General features: G+C 64.2%; 14 protein-coding genes. 5 read left to right on the plus strand and 9 right to left on the minus strand.

The window, feature by feature from the left end:
• Positions 1 to 67: 67 nt before the first annotated feature.
• Positions 68 to 832 carry a phosphoribosylaminoimidazolesuccinocarboxamide synthase gene (gene purC / locus Q0603_RS08160; RefSeq protein ID WP_298724458.1) on the minus strand — a complete coding sequence of 255 codons (765 nt, stop codon included), beginning with the start codon at positions 830 to 832 and terminating at the stop codon, positions 68 to 70.
• Positions 833 to 1,078: 246 nt separating this feature from the next.
• Between purC and Q0603_RS08165 the strand changes: the two genes are divergently transcribed.
• Complete coding sequence (locus Q0603_RS08165; protein ID WP_298724460.1) at positions 1,079 to 1,396, plus strand: DUF1476 domain-containing protein; 318 nt, start codon at positions 1,079 to 1,081, stop codon at positions 1,394 to 1,396.
• Positions 1,397 to 1,453: 57 nt separating this feature from the next.
• Here the strand turns inward: Q0603_RS08165 and Q0603_RS08170 are convergent, their stop codons facing one another.
• The 6 genes from Q0603_RS08170 to Q0603_RS08195 form a co-directional block, all read right to left on the minus strand.
• Complete coding sequence (locus tag Q0603_RS08170) at positions 1,454 to 2,338, minus strand: DMT family transporter (protein WP_298724462.1); 885 nt, start codon at positions 2,336 to 2,338, stop codon at positions 1,454 to 1,456.
• The gene (locus tag Q0603_RS08175; protein WP_298724464.1) at positions 2,335 to 3,294 is read right to left on the minus strand and encodes a bifunctional helix-turn-helix transcriptional regulator/GNAT family N-acetyltransferase; all 960 of its coding nucleotides are present in this window, start codon (positions 3,292 to 3,294) and stop codon (positions 2,335 to 2,337) included. Before Q0603_RS08175 ends, Q0603_RS08170 begins: the two co-directional genes overlap by 4 nt.
• A gap of 100 nt (positions 3,295 to 3,394) precedes the next feature.
• Positions 3,395 to 4,762, minus strand: coding sequence for an alpha,alpha-trehalose-phosphate synthase (UDP-forming) (gene otsA / locus Q0603_RS08180; protein ID WP_298724466.1), 1,368 nt, complete (start codon positions 4,760 to 4,762; stop codon positions 3,395 to 3,397).
• Positions 4,747 to 6,600, minus strand: coding sequence for a glycoside hydrolase family 15 protein (locus Q0603_RS08185; RefSeq protein ID WP_298724468.1), 1,854 nt, complete (start codon positions 6,598 to 6,600; stop codon positions 4,747 to 4,749). Before Q0603_RS08185 ends, otsA begins: the two co-directional genes overlap by 16 nt.
• On the minus strand, positions 6,597 to 7,346 hold the full coding sequence (gene otsB, locus Q0603_RS08190) for a trehalose-phosphatase (RefSeq protein ID WP_298724470.1): 750 nt from the start codon (positions 7,344 to 7,346) through the stop codon (positions 6,597 to 6,599). The genes Q0603_RS08185 and otsB overlap by 4 nt, the downstream gene beginning before the upstream one ends.
• A gap of 395 nt (positions 7,347 to 7,741) precedes the next feature.
• Complete coding sequence (locus tag Q0603_RS08195) at positions 7,742 to 9,070, minus strand: tetratricopeptide repeat protein (protein ID WP_298724472.1); 1,329 nt, start codon at positions 9,068 to 9,070, stop codon at positions 7,742 to 7,744.
• A 294-nt stretch (positions 9,071 to 9,364) separates the two neighbouring features.
• On the opposite strand from Q0603_RS08195, the gene Q0603_RS08200 reads away from it, so the two are divergent.
• The 4 genes from Q0603_RS08200 to Q0603_RS08215 all read left to right on the plus strand — a co-directional run bounded on the left by Q0603_RS08200 (position 9,365) and on the right by Q0603_RS08215 (position 15,029).
• Positions 9,365 to 10,018: a TetR/AcrR family transcriptional regulator gene (locus Q0603_RS08200; protein WP_298724474.1), complete on the plus strand. Its 654-nt coding sequence runs from the start codon at positions 9,365 to 9,367 to the stop codon at positions 10,016 to 10,018.
• 8 nt (positions 10,019 to 10,026) lie between these two features.
• A complete protein-coding gene (locus Q0603_RS08205) occupies positions 10,027 to 11,742 on the plus strand; it encodes an adenylate/guanylate cyclase domain-containing protein (protein WP_298724476.1) in 1,716 nt (571 codons plus the stop codon).
• Between the two features lie 122 nt (positions 11,743 to 11,864).
• On the plus strand, positions 11,865 to 13,364 hold the full coding sequence (locus tag Q0603_RS08210; RefSeq protein ID WP_298724478.1) for a thymidine phosphorylase family protein: 1,500 nt from the start codon (positions 11,865 to 11,867) through the stop codon (positions 13,362 to 13,364).
• A gap of 54 nt (positions 13,365 to 13,418) precedes the next feature.
• On the plus strand, positions 13,419 to 15,029 hold the full coding sequence (locus tag Q0603_RS08215; protein ID WP_298724480.1) for an MBL fold metallo-hydrolase: 1,611 nt from the start codon (positions 13,419 to 13,421) through the stop codon (positions 15,027 to 15,029).
• A 271-nt stretch (positions 15,030 to 15,300) separates the two neighbouring features.
• Here Q0603_RS08215 and Q0603_RS08220 read toward each other — a convergent pair whose 3' ends face one another.
• The gene (locus tag Q0603_RS08220) at positions 15,301 to 16,101 is read right to left on the minus strand and encodes a prephenate dehydrogenase (protein WP_298724482.1); all 801 of its coding nucleotides are present in this window, start codon (positions 16,099 to 16,101) and stop codon (positions 15,301 to 15,303) included.
• Positions 16,102 to 16,317: 216 nt separating this feature from the next.
• Entirely contained in the window at positions 16,318 to 16,740 is a 423-nt protein-coding gene (locus tag Q0603_RS08225; RefSeq protein ID WP_298724484.1) for a tautomerase family protein, read from the minus strand.
• Positions 16,741 to 16,813: the final 73 nt, after the last annotated feature.

The following is a 16,813-nucleotide window of genomic DNA, read 5'->3' on the forward strand; positions in this document are numbered from 1 at the left end:
TCCTTCAAATGAAAGCGGCGGCCGGTGATGAGGCGGCCGCCGCGTATCTCACGGCGCTTGCGGCGCCTTACTGCATGGTGTCGGGGCCCTTGATGTCGCGCGGGCCGCCTTCCGGCAGGATGCCGAGGCGGCGGGCCACTTCCTGATAGGCCTCGGCGACATTGCCGAGATCGCGGCGGAAGCGGTCCTTGTCCATCTTTTCGTTGGTCTTCAGATCCCACAGCCGCGCACTGTCCGGGCTGATCTCGTCGGCCAGGATGATGCGCATCTCGTCGTTCTGCCACCAGCGGCCGAATTCCAGCTTGAAGTCGACCAGACGGATGCCGATGCCGAGGAACAGACCGGACAGGAAATCGTTGATGCGGAGCGCGAGATGCATGATCTCGTCGATCTCCTGGGGATTGGCCCAGCCGAAGCAGGTGATGTGCTCTTCCGAAACCATCGGATCGCCGAGCTCGTCGTTCTTGTAATAGAACTCGACGATGGAGCGCGGCAGCATGGTGCCTTCGGCAACACCCAGCCGGGTCGCCAGCGAGCCGGCGGCGACATTGCGCACCACCACTTCGAGCGGGATGATCTCGACTTCCTTGATCAGCTGCTCGCGCATGTTGAGGCGCCGCACGAAATGGGTCGGAATGCCCACCTCGCCCAGCCGGATCATCAGGTATTCGGAAATCCGGTTGTTCAGCACCCCCTTGCCGGTGATGGTGCCTTTCTTCTTGTTGTTGAACGCGGTCGCGTCGTCCTTGAAATACTGAACCAGAGTGCCAGGTTCCGGCCCTTCGAACAGGACCTTCGCCTTGCCCTCATAGACCTGTCTGCGGCGCGTCATGGCACACCCGTAGCCTGTTTGGGGGAAGCGCGGAATTGCTGGCCTCTAGATAGCGCAAGGGGGGCTGCGCCGCAATCGGCCCAGGGCCTCCGACGGCCCCGAAAAGCGCCGGGGTCCCGCCAGGCCAAAGGGCGGTTTTCCGCGACGAAATGCCGCGAGACCGGGCAGGGCCACCGAGACTTGCGGCAAACCCCGCCGGACCACTATATAACGGGCCACCTGACTTCAGATTGACGCGAGGCCCGGATGACCACCTTCGATGACCGCAAGGATGCCTTCGAGAAGAAGCATGCCCATGACGAGGAGCTGGCGTTTAAGGCGACCGCGCGACGCAACAAGCTGCTGGGCCTGTGGGTGGCCGAGCAGCTCGGCCTGACCGGCGACGCCGCCGAGGCCTATGCCAAGGAGGTCGTGGCGGCCGATCTTGAGGAAGCCGGCGATGACGATGTGGTCCGCAAGGTGATGGGCGATCTGAAAGCCAAGAACGTGGACATCTCGGAGCATCGCGTCCGCACCAAGCTGGCGGAATTCCTGGAGACCGCCAAGCAGCAGCTCTCGGCGTAAAAGCGCCGATTTTTGCTCAAAAGATTCAAAAAACCGGCCAGCTCTGGCCGGTTTTTTTTATGCGCTGGCGCTCCGGGCCTTTGGCCGATGGGCCAGCCACAGGCCGGCAAGCACCAGCAGCAGACCCGCCGCCAGCGGCATGGTGAAGGGCTCGTCCAGCAAAAGCGTGCCGAGCAGAGCGGCCGTGACGGGGCTGAGCCCTAGGAAGATCGTCACCCGGGTCGGCGAGGTATGGCGCAGGGCCCACAGCCAGATGAAATAGAAGAGGCCGCTGCTGATCCCGATGAAGATGACGGCCGCCCAGCCCGGGGCCGAATAGCCGCTCCAGGTGGTGAAGGCGCCCTCATAAGCGGCCAGCAGCGCCAGGAAGCCGACGCTGGCCAGCATGGCGAAGGCGCCGACCGGCAAGGTCGGGTAGCGCTGCAGATAAGGCCGGTACAGCACGCTGCAGACCGCGCCGCAGAGCGCCGCCAGCAGAACGGCTGCTTCGCCGATCCAGTGATCGGCGCTGGCGGCGGCAAAGACCTTCTCGCCCAGCGCCAGCGCGACGCCGGCAATGGTCAGCAGCACACCCGCCGTCTTCGCCCAGGTCAGGCTTTCGCGGCCCAGCAGGGCAGCGACGATCATGGTAAGCAGCGGAAAGCAGGCAAAGAGCAGGGCGGCGCGCGCCGCCGAAACATGCGAAAGCCCGTAATTGAGCAGCGCGATCAGCACGCCGAACTGCACGATGCCAAGCCCCGCGATCGGCAGGATGTCGCGCCGGGCGAAGCGCATCGGCTGCTTCTGCCAGTGCAACAGCGGCAGCAGGCAGAGCGCACCGATGGCATAGCGCATCATTGCAAGCGTAGCCGGACCGCTTTCGCCGACAACGAAGCGCGTCGCCACCATCGCCGCGCCGACCTGAATGCCGACCGAGGCGGCGGCCAAAGGTGCGATCTTCATAAGGCCAGTTCCCAGGTCTCGCCGACCAGGTCCTTGCCGAAGCTGTGGTGCTTCTCGCTTTTGACCAGTGTGAAGCCGGCCTTCCTGTAGATGTTGCGGGCGGCGGTCAGCACCGAATTGGTCCACAGCGTAATCTTGGAATAGCCGGCCTGGCGCGCAAACTGGATGCATTCGTTGACCAGCGCGCGGCCCACGCCCAGGCCCCTGGCTTTCGGATCGACCAGCAGTACGCGCAGCTTGGCGACAGTTGCGGATTTGCGGATCAGAAAGACGCAGCCGACCCGCTCGCCGTCGACCTCGGCCATCCAGGCGCGTTCGCAAGCCGGGTCGAATTTGCGCAGGAATTCTGCGCCGACTTCCGCCGCAAGGGCTTCGAAGCTGCTGTCCCAGCCATATTCCTGGGCGTAGATCTCGCCATGCTTCTGCACCATCCAGCCGATATCGCCGGCCCGGTGCGGGCGCAGGATGAAGGCTTTCGGCGCGCGAGCATCGCCCAGCAGGCTTTCGATCGTCTCCATCGCAGCGATGACGCGGGCGCGGTCGGACTCGCTCAAGCGCTCCAGCAGCGGCCGCAGAACGCGGCGCGATGCTTCTTCCAGCGGCGCGAAGGTCTTGCGGCCGGCAGGCGTCAGCGTGAGCAGACTCTGGCGCGCATCCTTCTTATCCGGCTTCTTGGCAATCAGCCCCTTCTTGGCGAAGCCGCGCAGCATGCGGCTGAGATAGCCGGCATCGAGGCCAAGATCGCGAACGAGATCGCTGGCCGTGACGCGCTCGCGATGCGCCAGCTCGTAGAGGATGCGGGTTTCGGTCAGCGAGAAGGAGGCATAGAGCTTTTGGTCCTCCAGCACGCCGATCTTCTGCGTATAGAACCGGTTGAAGCGGCGCATGCGCTCGATCTGCGCTGCGATGTCCGCTGTTTCCGGTTGCTTCTGGGGTGTGCGGTTTTTTGCCGGCATGATCCCCTCCCAGCTTTAATTGTTGCTATCGTCAACAGATTAGTTGCTTTTGTCAACTAATATGCCGAGGGAGGAAGTCGTCAATTAAGCGTTGAACGGGTCAGGCCTGCAGGGCTTTGAGGAAGCTTTCGCGCCAGTGAGTAATGGTATTGGCGCGCAGGACGTCCATGTTGTACTGCCAGCGCTGCCGCCGCTCGTCCAGCGGCATGCTCAGCGCCCGCACAAGGGCTTCGGCCACCTGCTCTGGATCGTAGGGATTGACGATCACCGCGCCGCCCATCTCGCGCACCGCGCCGGCAAAGCGCGACAGGATCAGCACGCCGGGATCTTCCGGGTTCTGCGCGGCGACATATTCCTTGGCCACCAGATTCATGCCGTCGCGCAGCGGCGTGACCAGGCCGACGGCGGCGATGCGGTAGAAGGCGGCGAGCTGGTTGCGCGGAAAGGACTTGTTCAAGTACCGCACCGGCGCCCAGTCGAATTCGGCGAATTTGCCGTTGATGCGGCCGGTGAGCGCATCAAGCTCGCCGCGCAGCTTGCGGTATTGCGTCACCTCGCCGCGCGAAATCGGCGCGATCTGCATGAAGGTGACCTTGCCCCGCCATTCCGGATGCTTGCTGAGCATGTTGTAGAAGGCATCGAAACGCTGCGGGATGCCTTTGGAATAATCGAGCCGGTCGACGCCCAGCACCAGCTTGCGGTCGCCGAGGCTGTCGCGCAGGCGCTGGGCATCGAGACTGTTCTGCGCCTGCTCGCCCAGCCGCGCGAAATCCTCGGTGTCGATGCCGATGGGAAAGGCGCCCACCCTCAGGCTGCGGCCGAAAGCCAGCACATGGCCATCGTCGCCCACCTGCCCATTGGCTTCGTGGAGGATGTATTCGGTCAGCGCCCGCATGTCGGTCTTGGTCTGGAAGCCGACCAGATCATAGGCGCAGAGATCGCGCACCAGGCGCTCGTGTCCCGGCAAGGCCGCCAGCACTTCCGGCGCCGGAAAAGGGATATGCAGAAAGAAGCCGATCTTGTTGGCCAGCCCCCGGCGCCGCAAGGCGGCTGCCAGCGGGATGAAATGATAATCGTGCACCCAGACGATGTCGTCAGGACGCAGCAGCTTGCTGAGCACTTCCGCGAAACGGTCATTGACGGCGAGATAGCCGTCCCAGGCGGCGCGGCGGAAATCGATCAGGCCGAGCCGGTAGTGGCAAAGCGGCCAGAGGATCGAATTGGCGAATTCGAGATAGAATTGCTGATGCTCTTCCGGGCTGAGATCGATCACCGCGAAATCGACCTTGCCCTGGCGGGCGCGGCGCGGCTCGTTGCTCGGCTCGGCGACGGTCTCGCCGCTCCAGCCGAACCACAGGCCGCCATACTGATTCAGCGCCTCGCGCAGCGCGACCGCCAGACCGCCCGCGCGGGACAGACGCTCGCGCGGCATCGACACCCGGTTGGAAACGATTACGAGCCGCGCCAAAACGATTCCTCCCAGGATTTGGACAAGCGCATGGCGCAGACGATCAGTCCCACCATCGAATAGGTCTGCGGGAAATTGCCCCACAACGTGCCGTCGCGCGGATCGATATCCTCCGACAGCATGCCAAGATGATTGCGCGAGGCCAGCAGCGTCTCAAAGATCGCCCGCGCCTCGTCACGCCGCCCGCAGGCGGCCAGCGCGTCGATATACCAGAATGTGCAGATGGTAAAGGCGGTATGCGGCTGCCCGAAATCGTCGGGTGCCACATAGCGCATCAGATGATTGCCGCGGCGAAGCTCCTGCGTGATCGCATCGAGCGTGCCAATGAAACGCGGATCGTCGGCCGCGACAAAGCCGATTTCCTGCAGCAGCAGCAGCGAGGCATCGAGATCCTGTCCGCCGAAGCTTTCGACGAAGCTGTTGCGATGCGGATTCCAGGCCTGCTCCAGAATCGCCTTGCGGATGCGGTCGGCATGTTCGCGCCAATAGGCGCCGCGATCCTCAAGTCCCAGCACGCCGGCAATCTTGGCAAGCCGGCGGCAGGCCGCCCAGCACATCGCGGCGGAATGCGTATGCACCCGTTCGCGGCCGCGGAATTCCCACAGGCCCGCATCGGGCACCAGCGCCAGCGCCGCCGCCTTCTCGCCCAGGCCTTCCAGCTGGCGGAACAGCGCGGCATCGCCGCGATGCGGCAGGCGGTGATCGAAGAACATCTGCGCTGCCGCCAGCACGATGCTGCCATAGGTATCGTTCTGGCGCTGGGCGAAGGCGGCATTGCCGACCCGCACCGGTCCCATGCCGCGATAGCCGCGCAGGCTCGTGATCGTGCGTTCTTCCATCGAGGAGCCCGGCACGATGCCATAGACCGGCTGCAGCTCCTCGCCCGGATGCTGCGCCACCACGGTGGTGATGTAGCGCAGGAAATCCTCCATCGTCTTGGTGGCGCCGAGCCGGTTCAGCGCCTGCACGACGAAATAGGCATCGCGCATCCAGCAATAGCGATAATCCCAGGTGCGCGGCGTGTTCGCCGCTTCGGGGATCGAGGTGGTGAGCGCCGCAACGATGGCGCCGGTCTCTTCGCAGGAACAGAGCTTGAGGGTGATCGCCGCGCGGATCACCGCATCCTGATATTCGAACGGCACCGAGAGATAGCGCACCCAGTCTTCCACCCAGTATTCGATGGTGCGCTCCAGAAACTCGCGGCTGATGTGCTGCACCGAGGCCGTGAAGCTCTCATCCGGCCCGAGGATCAGCGTCACCGGATGGGTGAGGACGAATTCGCTTTCGCTGTCGACGAAGGCGATCGGCGCGTCGGTGGTCAGGCGGATCGCAGCGCCAGGCGCCGTGAAGCGGATATGGTTGCTGCCCAGGGTGCGGCTGGCCTGAAGCGAGCCGTAATCGAAAAGCGGCCGCACCCGGATGCGGATCACCGGCGCGCCGGCTACCGGCTCAATGCGGCGCATCAGCATCGCCGGGCGATACATGCGGTCGTACTGCTTGAAGCGCGGCGCGAAATCGATGATGCGGATGCAGCCGCCCTGCGCATCGGTCAGTTCGGTGGTCAGAACCGCCGTGTTGTCGATATAGCGCTGCTTGGACTCCACCATGCCGCGCAGTTCCACCGACATGACGCCGTCATCTTCGAATTTCGGCTCGAGCAGACGGCACAGCACCGGATCGCCGTCCATGCGCGGCACGCAATGCCAGACGATATTGGCATGGCGGTCGATCAGCGCGGCAACCACGGAATTGCCGATCACGCCGAGATTGAGATCGCTTTGCAAACGGGTGGCATGGGACTGGCTGGCGGCGTCGGGGGCGGAACGGCGTTCGGTCATCGATCGGCTCCGGCAGCAGATGAAGCAAACTCGGCAAGCCAGGCACGCACCGCGGCGGCATCGGTGAAGCCCGGCCGGCCCGGCTGGATCAGCGCGCCCACCGGCAGGGCCATCCCGCCCATAGCCTCTACGGCGCGGAAGCCGTCGACATCGGTGGTGTCGTCGCCGATGAAAACCGGGATGCGGCCGGCAAAGCGGGGCTCCGCCATGAAACGCTCGACCGCGGTGCCTTTCGACTGGGCGGCATCCTTGACTTCCCAGACCAGCTTGCCGGGCAACAGGATCAGACCTTCGATGCCATACAGCGCATGTTCCAGCCGCGCGCCGATATCCGGGCCGAGCGATGGCGCATGGCGGTAATGCACCGCGAGCGCGTGGCTTTTCTGTTCGACGATGATGCCAGGATCGAGATCGCGCAGGGATTCCGCCGCCTGGCGGAGCCGTTCTGGAATGGTGCGGCGGGCGACGACTTCGCGCGGCAGGTGCGGCTGGGGCCGCCATTCGCCGCCATGCTGGCCCGAAGCCGGCAGCCGCAAAGGATCGAACAGCCGGTCGAGATCATCCAGCGGCCGGCCGGAGACAAGCGCCAGCGCGCCGTCCAGAACCTGTTCAAGCAGGGCGAGATGCTCGCGCAGCCCCGGCGGCACGGTCACCGCACTGGGATGGGCGGCGATATCGAGAAGGGTGCCGTCGACATCCAGGAACAGCGCCCAGTTCCGATGCGGCGCGGGCGGCGGCGCGGGCAAATTCCCGGTCCGGTGGGGGGACGCATTCTCAATCATCAGCCTACTTTGATCCGCCTGGAGGGGACAGGATGGTGGGGTAATTGCCAAATTTCTCGGTTTTCCGAGAAAACATAGGTGGCCCTTCTCCGAATACAACCCCAAAACAGGGGAAAAGTAAGGCGATTCCTATTCGACGAGGGCGATTTTTTCCCCACGACCCTTAGGGGAGGTTGCAGCGGCGTCACCCGGCGGCATCCTCCAACACCCGCCATGTGGCGGACCGCTACAGGCAAGCTTTACGGAATTCGTCAGCCGAAATGTTTTCGCTGCAATGAGCGGTCCTACCGGTGTTGCAAACCGATGCGGGCTCAGTCTCGCCTGATGGTCGGCGTCAACACTGAGCCCGCATCCATGGCTTAAGCCGCGATCTTGTCCGCGGCGAAGAAGCGGTAGCGCTGCGCCAGCGGGCTGGCCGGCTTAACGCGCAGCCGTTCAGCCGCCAGGGCGCGCACCAGCGCCACGTCATTGGCGCGCCGCGCCGCCTCGATCAGGGTCAGCTCCAGCAGATCGCGCTGTGCATGGCTGCCGCCGAAGCGATGCGCAATCGCGCGCACCGGCCGCAACCGGCTGATCGTCTGCGCATAGCGGCCTTCGGCGAAGGCGATCAGCGCTTCCGCCACCGGCAGGCCGACCTGCGCCGCCATCGCCGCGTTGCTGCCCTTTCCTTCGATGGCTGAACGCTGCAGGCTCGCCATCTGCTGCTCGACCAGATCCTTGCGGCCTGCGCCGAGGAAGCTGATCAGGCCATGCACGTCGTTGAAGGCATAGAAGCCGTCCTGCACTAGCGGCGCCCAGGCATCGGCGATCTCGGCCCAGCGCGCCGCGCCGACCTCGATGCCGCGCAGATGCAGGCGCCACAGCATTGCCGACGCATCGATCATGTCGAGCACCACGGTCGATTTGCCGCCACGGATGCTCTGGTCGTAAAGCTCCAGCACCGTGTCGATCTCGTCGCGCTCGAGATGATACAGTGCCAGATGCCACCAGTTATGCACCGCCATCATGTTGTCCGGCGCCCAGTCGGCCATGCGGTCGCGCGCCCAGCGGATGCCCTCGTCGACACGCCCCCGCATCTCCATTACATGGCAGACCGCATGATGTGCCCAGGCATCCTTGGGATTGAGTTCGCAGGCGCGGCGACCGGCCTCTTCGGCCTTGCCGTATTCGCCGCATTCCTCAAGGCCGAAAGCCAGCATCCCGAGCACCGCATGATAGTTCGGCAAATCCGCCGACCAGTTCGGCAACACGCGCACGATGCGGTCGCGCAGGTTGCGGGCATCGCCGCGATAGAAGTCGAACAGATGCGCCATCTGCAGCGCCAGCGCATCGCGCGGATAGGCCAGCAGGATATCCTCGAACTTCTCCGCAGCCTCCTCATAGCGGCCATCGGCCAAGGCCGTCGCGGCGGCGACATGCAGATATTCGCGGTCGGTGCGGGCGCAGCGCCTGGCGGCGTCGATCGCCTCCCGCGCCGGCGCAAGCCCGGCCGCCTCGGTGCCGGACAGGAACAGATGCGCGCGCATGGCATGGGCCATGGCGAAATCCGGTGCGGCGGCAATCGCCGCATCCAGCGGCTCGAACGGATTGCCGTGATAGCAATGGAAGCCCGACAGGGCCTGCTCGAATAACGCGACCGCTTCACGGCTCGCGCCGCTGACCGTGTCGCCGCGGTTGTCCTTCATCATCGTTACGCCCTCCTGACCAGATGTTTTGACTGTTTGCTCACGGGGTTGCGCCATACGGCGCTCAAGCTCCTTGGAATCGTTCCAATAAACATACCGACTGGTTGGTATGTTTAGCGGCGCAGGGGGTATATGGATTCCAGGGTCGCCGGTCAAGGTATTAGTAAACCCGGATTTCGTCCGGACTCTTCCCTTTTCTGATTGATTGCCCTAGATTTTCGCGAAGAGGCAGGAGGCCGGGCGGATTGCGATCACGAAATTGTTATACCGACCGGTCAGTAGATTATAGGGATTCATATGGCTCGTGACGCCGCCGCCACCCGCACCGCCATCATGGATGCCGCCCAGGAACTCATCCTGCAGGCCGGCTTCTCGGCCACCTCGGTCGACACCGTGATCGCCAAGGCGGGTCTGACCAAGGGCGCATTCTTCTATCATTTCAAAAGCAAGGCCGAGCTCGCCCATGCCCTGGTGCTGCGCGATGCGGAGCGCGACGCGGCGCATCTGGAAGAACTGCTCGCCCGCGCCGAGACGCTGAGCCGCGACCCTTTGCAGCAGGTGCTGATCTGCATCGGTTTGTATGAAGAGGAAATGGCCAAGCTGACCGCGCCTTTCCCCGGCTGCCTCTATGCCTCCTATTGCTACGAGGCGCAGCTTTTCGACGACACCACGATGGATATCGTGCGCCGCGCCTTCAGCGACTGGGCCGGGCGCGTGGCGGGCAAGCTGAGGCAGGTGATCGCGCTGTATCCCCCGCGCCTGCCCGTTACCGCCGATGGCCTGGCGGAAATGGGACTGGCGGTGATCGAGGGCGCCTATATCCTGTCGAAAGTGAACCGCGATCCCAAAGCCGTTGCCGCGCAGTTCCGCCATTACCGCAACTATCTGGAGCTGCTGTTCGCGCCGGATCTGCAGCAGCGGAAGCTGGACGGACAAACCGCAGCCGCCTAGGCTGCGGCATGGCCGCCGCACCAGGCGCCAAAGGCGCAAACTGGAAGCAGATCTACAGCCGGACCAAGCTTGCTTCCGGCCTGGTGCTGTTCACGTTTCTCATCACGCATCTGCTCAACCATGCGCTGGGCCTGATCAGCCTGGACGCGATGAATGCCGGCAACCGGCTTTACGGCGCGCTGTGGCATACCTGGCCGGCGACCATCCTGCTCTATGGCGCAGCCGTGCTGCATCCGCTGCTTGCCGGCTTCAGCTGGCTGCGCCGCGGCCATTACCGCCGCATCCACTGGCAGGGCTGGACGCAATTGCTGCTCGGCCTGTGCATTCCGCCTTTGGTGGTCGAGCATATCTTCGGCACGCGGGCGAGCGAGGCAGCTCTGGGGCTTAATGTCTCTTACGCCTATGTGCTGATCGTGCTGTTCGTCGAGCAGCCTCTGCTGGGCCTGAAACAGAACCTGCTGGTGCTGATCGCCTGGGGCCATGGCTGCATCGGCGTCTATTACTGGCTGCGCATGAAGCCATTCTATCAGCGCGGCTGGCCATTTCTCTATGCTGCCGCTTTGCTGCTGCCGGCACTGGCGATGCTGGGCTTCGTATCGGGCGGACGCGAGGTTGCGCATCTGATGCAGCAGCCCGCATGGCTTGAGCAGTTCCGCCGCGAGCTGAACTGGCCGGGACCGGTTGCCGGCGAATTCACCGCTGCCTTCACGCAGAGCGCCTACTGGACCATGACGGCTTTGCTGGCCATCGGCCTCGCCTGGCGTCTGGCGAAGCTGCTGCTTCAGCGGCGCGGTGGCAGCCTTGCGATTTCCTATCCGGACGGCCGACGCTATCGCGGTGCGGGCGGCAGCGTCAGCATTCTGGAGGCAAGCCGCGCAATCGGTTATCCGCATGCCTCCATCTGCGACGGACAGGGCCGCTGTTCGACCTGCCGTGTGCGCATCTTCGGTCCTGGCGCTGCGTTATTGCCGCCGCCCGATGCAGCGGAGGCACGTGTGCTGGAGCGCGTGCAGGCCGCGCCCGGCGTGCGGCTGGCCTGCCAGATCCGCCCGCGCGGCGACATTGCCGTGGTGCCTCTGCTGCCCGCCGGCGTGCTGCCGAAGATCGCCTATGGCGCCGCCAGCCATGCCCAGGGTTCCGAGCGGCGCATCGCCATCCTGTTCGCCGATCTGCGCGGCTTCACCAAGCTATCCGAAGGCCGCCTGCCTTACGATGTGGTGTTTTTGCTGAATCAGTATTTCAAGGCGATGGGCGAAGCGGTCGACGCCGCCGGCGGTCGGCTCGACAAATTCATCGGCGACGGCGTGATGGCCCTGTTCGGCATCGATGAAGGCGCCGATGAAGGCTGCCGCCGCGCACTGAATGCCGCGCGCCGCATGGCGGCGGCTTTGAGTAAGCTGAACGAAGCGCTAAAGGGCGATCTCGGCCAGAGCCTGAAGCTCGGGATCGGCATTCACTGCGGCCCGGCCATCGTCGGCGAGATGGGTCATGGCGCAGCCTTGCATCTGACAGCAGTCGGCGATGCGGTGAATACCGCCAGCCGCCTTGAAAGCGCGACAAAGGAATTCGGCGCCGAGCTTGTCATTTCCGAAGAGGTGGCCGAGCGCGCCGGCATTGCCGATGCAAAGACGGCGGGCTGGCAGCAGGCCACAATCACCATTCGCGGCAAATCCGAGCCGCTGCGCGTTCTGGTCGGCACAGAGGTCGCCGCTTTGCGCTTCTAGCGAAGACCTGCGGCGAATTTCCGGACAGAAGTGTGGACAACCGGTGCTGCAATTGACATCGGTCAAATCCGCCCCTAGGGCCAGACTGTTACAGTGCCGGGTTCCATAAAAACGAAAAAGACATGTTGAAGCTCAAGCGCATCGCCATCGACACCCATCGCGAAAGCATCGCCTATCTGTCCCGCGATTGCGGTCTGTACCGGGCCGAGGAATTCCAGGCACTTGCCAAGATCGAGGTCACCGCCGACGGCATCCGCGTGCCGGCAACCTTGAACATCGTCGACGATCCCAGCCTGCTGGAGCCCGACGAGCTAGGCCTGTCGGAAGAAGCCTTCCGGCTGTTCGGCAAAGCGCCGGGCACGCGCGTTGCCATCGATCATCCGCGGCCGGTGGAAAGCCTGGAGGCCGTGCGCGGCAAGATCCAGGGCCGCATTCTCAGCGAAGACGAATACAAGTCGGTGATCCGCGACATCGCCGCCCAGCGCTATTCCAAGATGGAGATCGCTGCCTTCCTGGTGGCCTGCGCCAGCTTCATGACGGCCGAAGAGGTGCTGAGCCTCACCCGCGCCATGGCCTGCGTCGGCCATCGGCTGGATTGGGGCGACAAGCTGGTGGTCGACAAGCATTGCATCGGCGGCATCCCCGGCAATCGCACCTCGATGATCGTGGTGCCGATTGTCATGGCGCATGGCCTGACGATTCCGAAGACGTCTTCACGCGCGATTACCTCGCCGGCCGGCACGGCGGATACGATGGAGGTGCTGGCCCGCGTCGATATCGGCACCGACGAGATGCGCGCCATCGTGGAAAAGATCGGCGGCTGCCTGGTCTGGGGCGGCCGGGTGAACCTGTCGCCCGCCGATGACGTGATGATCACCGTCGAGCGACCCCTGGGCATCGATACGCGCGAGCAGATGGTCGCCTCGATCCTGTCGAAGAAGATCACCGCCGGCGCGCGTCATCTGGTGCTCGACATTCCGGTCGGGCCGACCGCGAAGGTGCGCAGCCGCAACGAGGCGGTGCGCCTGCGCAAGCTGTTCGAATATGTCTCCGGCGCGCTGGGCCTGCCGATCGACATCGTGCTCACCGATGGCAGCCAGCCGGTCGGCTACGGCGTCGGCCCGATGCTGGAAGCGCGCGACGTGCTGGCCGTGTTGCGCAACGATCCCGCGGCGCCGGCCGATCTGCGCGATCGCGCGCTGCTGGTGGCAGGCGCGCTGATCGATACCGATCCTGCAATCCGCGGCGGCCGCGGAATTCATCGCGCCCGCGAATTGCTGGATTCCGGCGCCGCCATGCGCGCGATGGAAAAGCTGATCGAGGCACAGGGCCCGAGCGGAATGACGATTGCGCCAAGCAGCCTGGCTTACGAGGTGCTGGCGCCGCGCGACGGGCTGGTCTGCGGCATCGATTGCCTGCGCATCGCCCGCATCGCCCGCCTGGCCGGCGCGCCTGCCTTCAAGGGCGCGGGCGTCGATCTGCTGAAGAAAACCGGCGACGCTGTGCGCAAGGGCGAGCCGCTTTATCGCGTCCATGCGGGGCTGGCCACCGATCTGGCCTTTGCCGCGGAGCTTGCCGAGCGCGATAGTGGATATGTGCTGAACGGCACGGAAACGATTTGAGCCGGCGATCCGTTGACACAAGCGGCACGTTGACTGAGTGAAAGAAGCGACAGCATGTCTTGCACCCTGACCTTCCATGGCGCCGCGGGAACCGTGACCGGTTCCTGCTACCGGCTCGATCTCGGCGAGCGCTCGATCCTGATCGATTGCGGCATGTATCAGGGCGATAAGACGCTGAAGGAGCTGAACTACAAGCCCTGGCCGTTCGATCCGCGCAGCGTGGATGCCGTGCTGCTGACGCATGCGCATATCGACCATAGCGGTCTGATCCCGAAGCTGATCAAGGCGGGCTATCGCGGGCCGGTGATCTGCACCGAAGGCAGCCGCGACCTGCTGCGCTTCATGCTGCCCGATTCCGGCGGCATCCAGGAAATGGAAGTCGAGCGGCTGAACCGCCGCAATCAGCGGCGCGGCCGCGGCATCGTGCAGCCGATCTATACCGAACAGGAAGCGCAGGACTCGCTGAAGCAGCTTGTGCCGCGCGATTACGAAACCTGGTTCGAGGTGGTAGCGGGCCTGAAGGCGCGGTTCTGGAATGCCGGGCATATCCTCGGCTCGGCCTCGATCGAATTCCACATCGCCGATGCCGGCGGCGGCGAGCCGCTGAAGCTTCTGTTCTCCGGCGATATCGGGCCGGATCACAAGGCGCTGCAGCGCGAACCGGAAGCGCCGCGCGATCTCGATGTGGTGGTGATGGAAGCCACCTATGGCGGCCGTCCGCGGCCCAAGCTGGATGCCGCGCAGCGCCGCGGCGTGCTGGCCGAGGAGATCAACACCGCGCTGGCCGCAGGCGGCAATCTGGTCATTCCCGCTTTTGCCGTGGAACGCACCCAGGAATTGCTGGCCGACATTGCGCGGCTGATGGCAGACGGCAAGGTCAGGCGCGTGCCGGTGATCGTGGACTCACCGCTGGCGCTCAACATCACCAATGTCTTCGCCAAGTATCTGCATGAGGAAAACGGCGTGCAGACAACCACCCGCAATCCCTTCGAGGGCGGGTCGCTGCGGTTCACCCGCAGCGTCGAGGAAAGCATGCAGATCGAGCAGATCAGCGGCGGCGCCATCATCATCGCCGCCAGCGGCATGTGCGAGGCGGGCCGCATCCGCCATCACCTGAAGAACAATCTCTGGCGTCCCAATGCGACCGTTTTGCTGGTCGGCTATCAGGCGCCGGGCACGCTCGGCCGCTTTCTGGAGGATGGCGAGCGCGCCGTGCGCATCCAGGGCGACGAGGTGCTGGTGCGGGCGCGCATCCGCAAGCTGGAAGTCTATTCCGGCCATGCCGACCATGAGGAATTGCTGGACTGGCTGCGCGAGCGGCTGCCGGTGCGGCGCGGCGTGATGCTGACCCATGGCGATCTTGATGCCATCGGCGCGCTGCGCGCCTCCATCGCGCAATGGAAGGAAGAGGCGCCGCATGTCACGGTGCCGCGGCTGGACGAGACCTATAACCTGCGCGCACCGCATCCGAAGCTGATCAAGACGCCGAAGCCCACACCGCCGCGGCTCGACCGCTATGCCCAGGCCGAGGCGCTGGCCGGCCATGACTGGCATAACGACTATGCCCGGCTGATGCTGCAGGTGCAGCAGCAACTGCGCGCGGCCAAGACCGATGCCGAGCGCCGCCGCCTGCTCAAGAAGATGCAGCGGGTGCTTGGCCGCTGAGGATTTCGCCAAGGGCTTTCATAAGCCCATCTGGAAAATGATAGCAGTGCTATCACTGCTATCAAAACGGCACTTTCTGGTCCGTTTGAACCGTTTGGGTTCGTTCGTGACCGTTCCGGGCCGTTGAGCCCGTCTAGGCTCCATTCGGGTCCGTCTGGCGCCGCGGCAGTCAATACGAACCAGACCGGTTTCGCGGCACTGATTTAAGCTGCCGCGCCGGAAAACAAATCCGCTTTCCGATCTAAGTTCGCGCAAGCGGAAATGAAGGCGCTCACTTCGCAAGCTGCGCATCGAGCGCTGACGCCAGGGCGAAGAAGCGTTTGCGCACGTCTGGCGCATAGGGATTGCTGCGCTCGATCGCCTCAAACACTTCCGGCGCATCGTGGCGCACCATGCCGACGGCGGCAGCGAGCAGATCGAAGCTGCGCGTGGTCAGGCGCGTGGGCAAAGGCTCCATCTGCACCAGCACCTTGGCGATCAGATGCGTCAGGCCCTGCACCGTGGCGGCATCGCGGTCATGCTCTTCCGGGGTGGTCACGATCACCTGCAGGCCAAGCTGCCGGCGCAGGAAGGCGGCCAGACGCAGGCAGCGCCGGCCGCGGATCGGGCAGACGGCGATCTTCAGCCCCTTGATGCCCTCACGCGCTGATTGCGGACCGAAAAGCGGATGCGTCGCCGCAATCTGCACATGACCGGGCAGGCCGCGTTGCATGATTTCAGTTGGCACGACCTTCACCGATCCGACATCGAGCACCAGCGCGCCCGGCTGCACATGCGGCGCGATGGCAGCAACGGCCTCTTCCATGCGGCCGACCGGCAGGGCCAGCACCACCACAAAGCAGCGCGCGGCAGCTTCAAGGCTGGTGAGCGTTACATGATGCTGCGCGGCGGCGGGCTGAAGCCCAGGTGCGGGATCGAAGGCGCGGATGTCGAAATGGGGATGCAGATGCTGCGCGATCAGTTGACCGAAAGCGCCGAAGCCGATCAGGCCCAGCGTTGTCGACTTAAACGGAATCTCACCATCCTCTGACGAGAAGGGCGCAGTGGTATCTGATGAAGCGGCGTTTGGCACGGCAAACCTCTTCGGGGCCGCATGGCCAGAGGTCTTTTGCCGGAATGCAACCGCTGGCCAATGCAGCGGTTGAACACATGACAAAGCCCGCCGCTATGAAAGCGACGGATAATACAGGCCGGCGATGAACGGTGCCTTTGTCATGAGGCTGGTGGTAAGCCTCTCATCGGCACGAGTCAATCGCCGGTTCTGTGACTGGGCGGCAGGTTACCGCATTTAAACGGCGGCTTTCAGATCCGTATCGGCGGGCGCCGGTTCGGCTGCGTATTGCGCAAGGCCGTTGCCCATCGACCAGTTCTCGGGCAGCACCTCGACCAGATTGATGAACACATCTTCGGGCCGGATGCCGGGATTGCGCCCGAGCTTTTCGACGATGCTGCGGTAGAGCGCCTTCTTCTGCGCCATCGTGCGCGTGTTGCTGACGGTCAGCTGGATGATGACGAGATCGTCGCTGCGCGCCACGCCGACATAATCCGGGCTGTACCAGAAATCCTCCGCGTCATGCTGGGTGACCAGCATGAAGTAGTCGGATTCCGGCACGTTGAAGGTTTCGCGCATTGCCTGATAGAGGCCATCCAGAATGGCCTGGCGGTAGGCGGCGGGCTTGCCCCGGCGCAGAAAGACACGGCTGAGCGGCATGGGTGATCCTCCAGGTCTGGTCCATCGACCCGGTAGAGGCTAATGCCCGGTTGATCATTCGAAAATCATATGA

This window comes from uncultured Ferrovibrio sp. (assembly GCF_937960835.1).
Taxonomy (GTDB): domain Bacteria; phylum Pseudomonadota; class Alphaproteobacteria; order Ferrovibrionales; family Ferrovibrionaceae; genus Ferrovibrio.

Coding starts and splice junctions, on each gene's coding strand:
- purC (WP_298724458.1), bottom strand. CDS start 832: ATGACGCGCCGCAGACAGGTCTATGAGGGCAAGGCGAAGGTCCTGTTC.
- Q0603_RS08165 (WP_298724460.1), top strand. CDS start 1,079: ATGACCACCTTCGATGACCGCAAGGATGCCTTCGAGAAGAAGCATGCC.
- Q0603_RS08170 (WP_298724462.1), bottom strand. CDS start 2,338: ATGAAGATCGCACCTTTGGCCGCCGCCTCGGTCGGCATTCAGGTCGGC.
- Q0603_RS08175 (WP_298724464.1), bottom strand. CDS start 3,294: ATGCCGGCAAAAAACCGCACACCCCAGAAGCAACCGGAAACAGCGGAC.
- Q0603_RS08185 (WP_298724468.1), bottom strand. CDS start 6,600: ATGACCGAACGCCGTTCCGCCCCCGACGCCGCCAGCCAGTCCCATGCC.
- Q0603_RS08195 (WP_298724472.1), bottom strand. CDS start 9,070: ATGATGAAGGACAACCGCGGCGACACGGTCAGCGGCGCGAGCCGTGAA.
- Q0603_RS08200 (WP_298724474.1), top strand. CDS start 9,365: ATGGCTCGTGACGCCGCCGCCACCCGCACCGCCATCATGGATGCCGCC.
- Q0603_RS08205 (WP_298724476.1), top strand. CDS start 10,027: ATGGCCGCCGCACCAGGCGCCAAAGGCGCAAACTGGAAGCAGATCTAC.
- Q0603_RS08210 (WP_298724478.1), top strand. CDS start 11,865: ATGTTGAAGCTCAAGCGCATCGCCATCGACACCCATCGCGAAAGCATC.
- Q0603_RS08215 (WP_298724480.1), top strand. CDS start 13,419: ATGTCTTGCACCCTGACCTTCCATGGCGCCGCGGGAACCGTGACCGGT.
- Q0603_RS08225 (WP_298724484.1), bottom strand. CDS start 16,740: ATGCCGCTCAGCCGTGTCTTTCTGCGCCGGGGCAAGCCCGCCGCCTAC.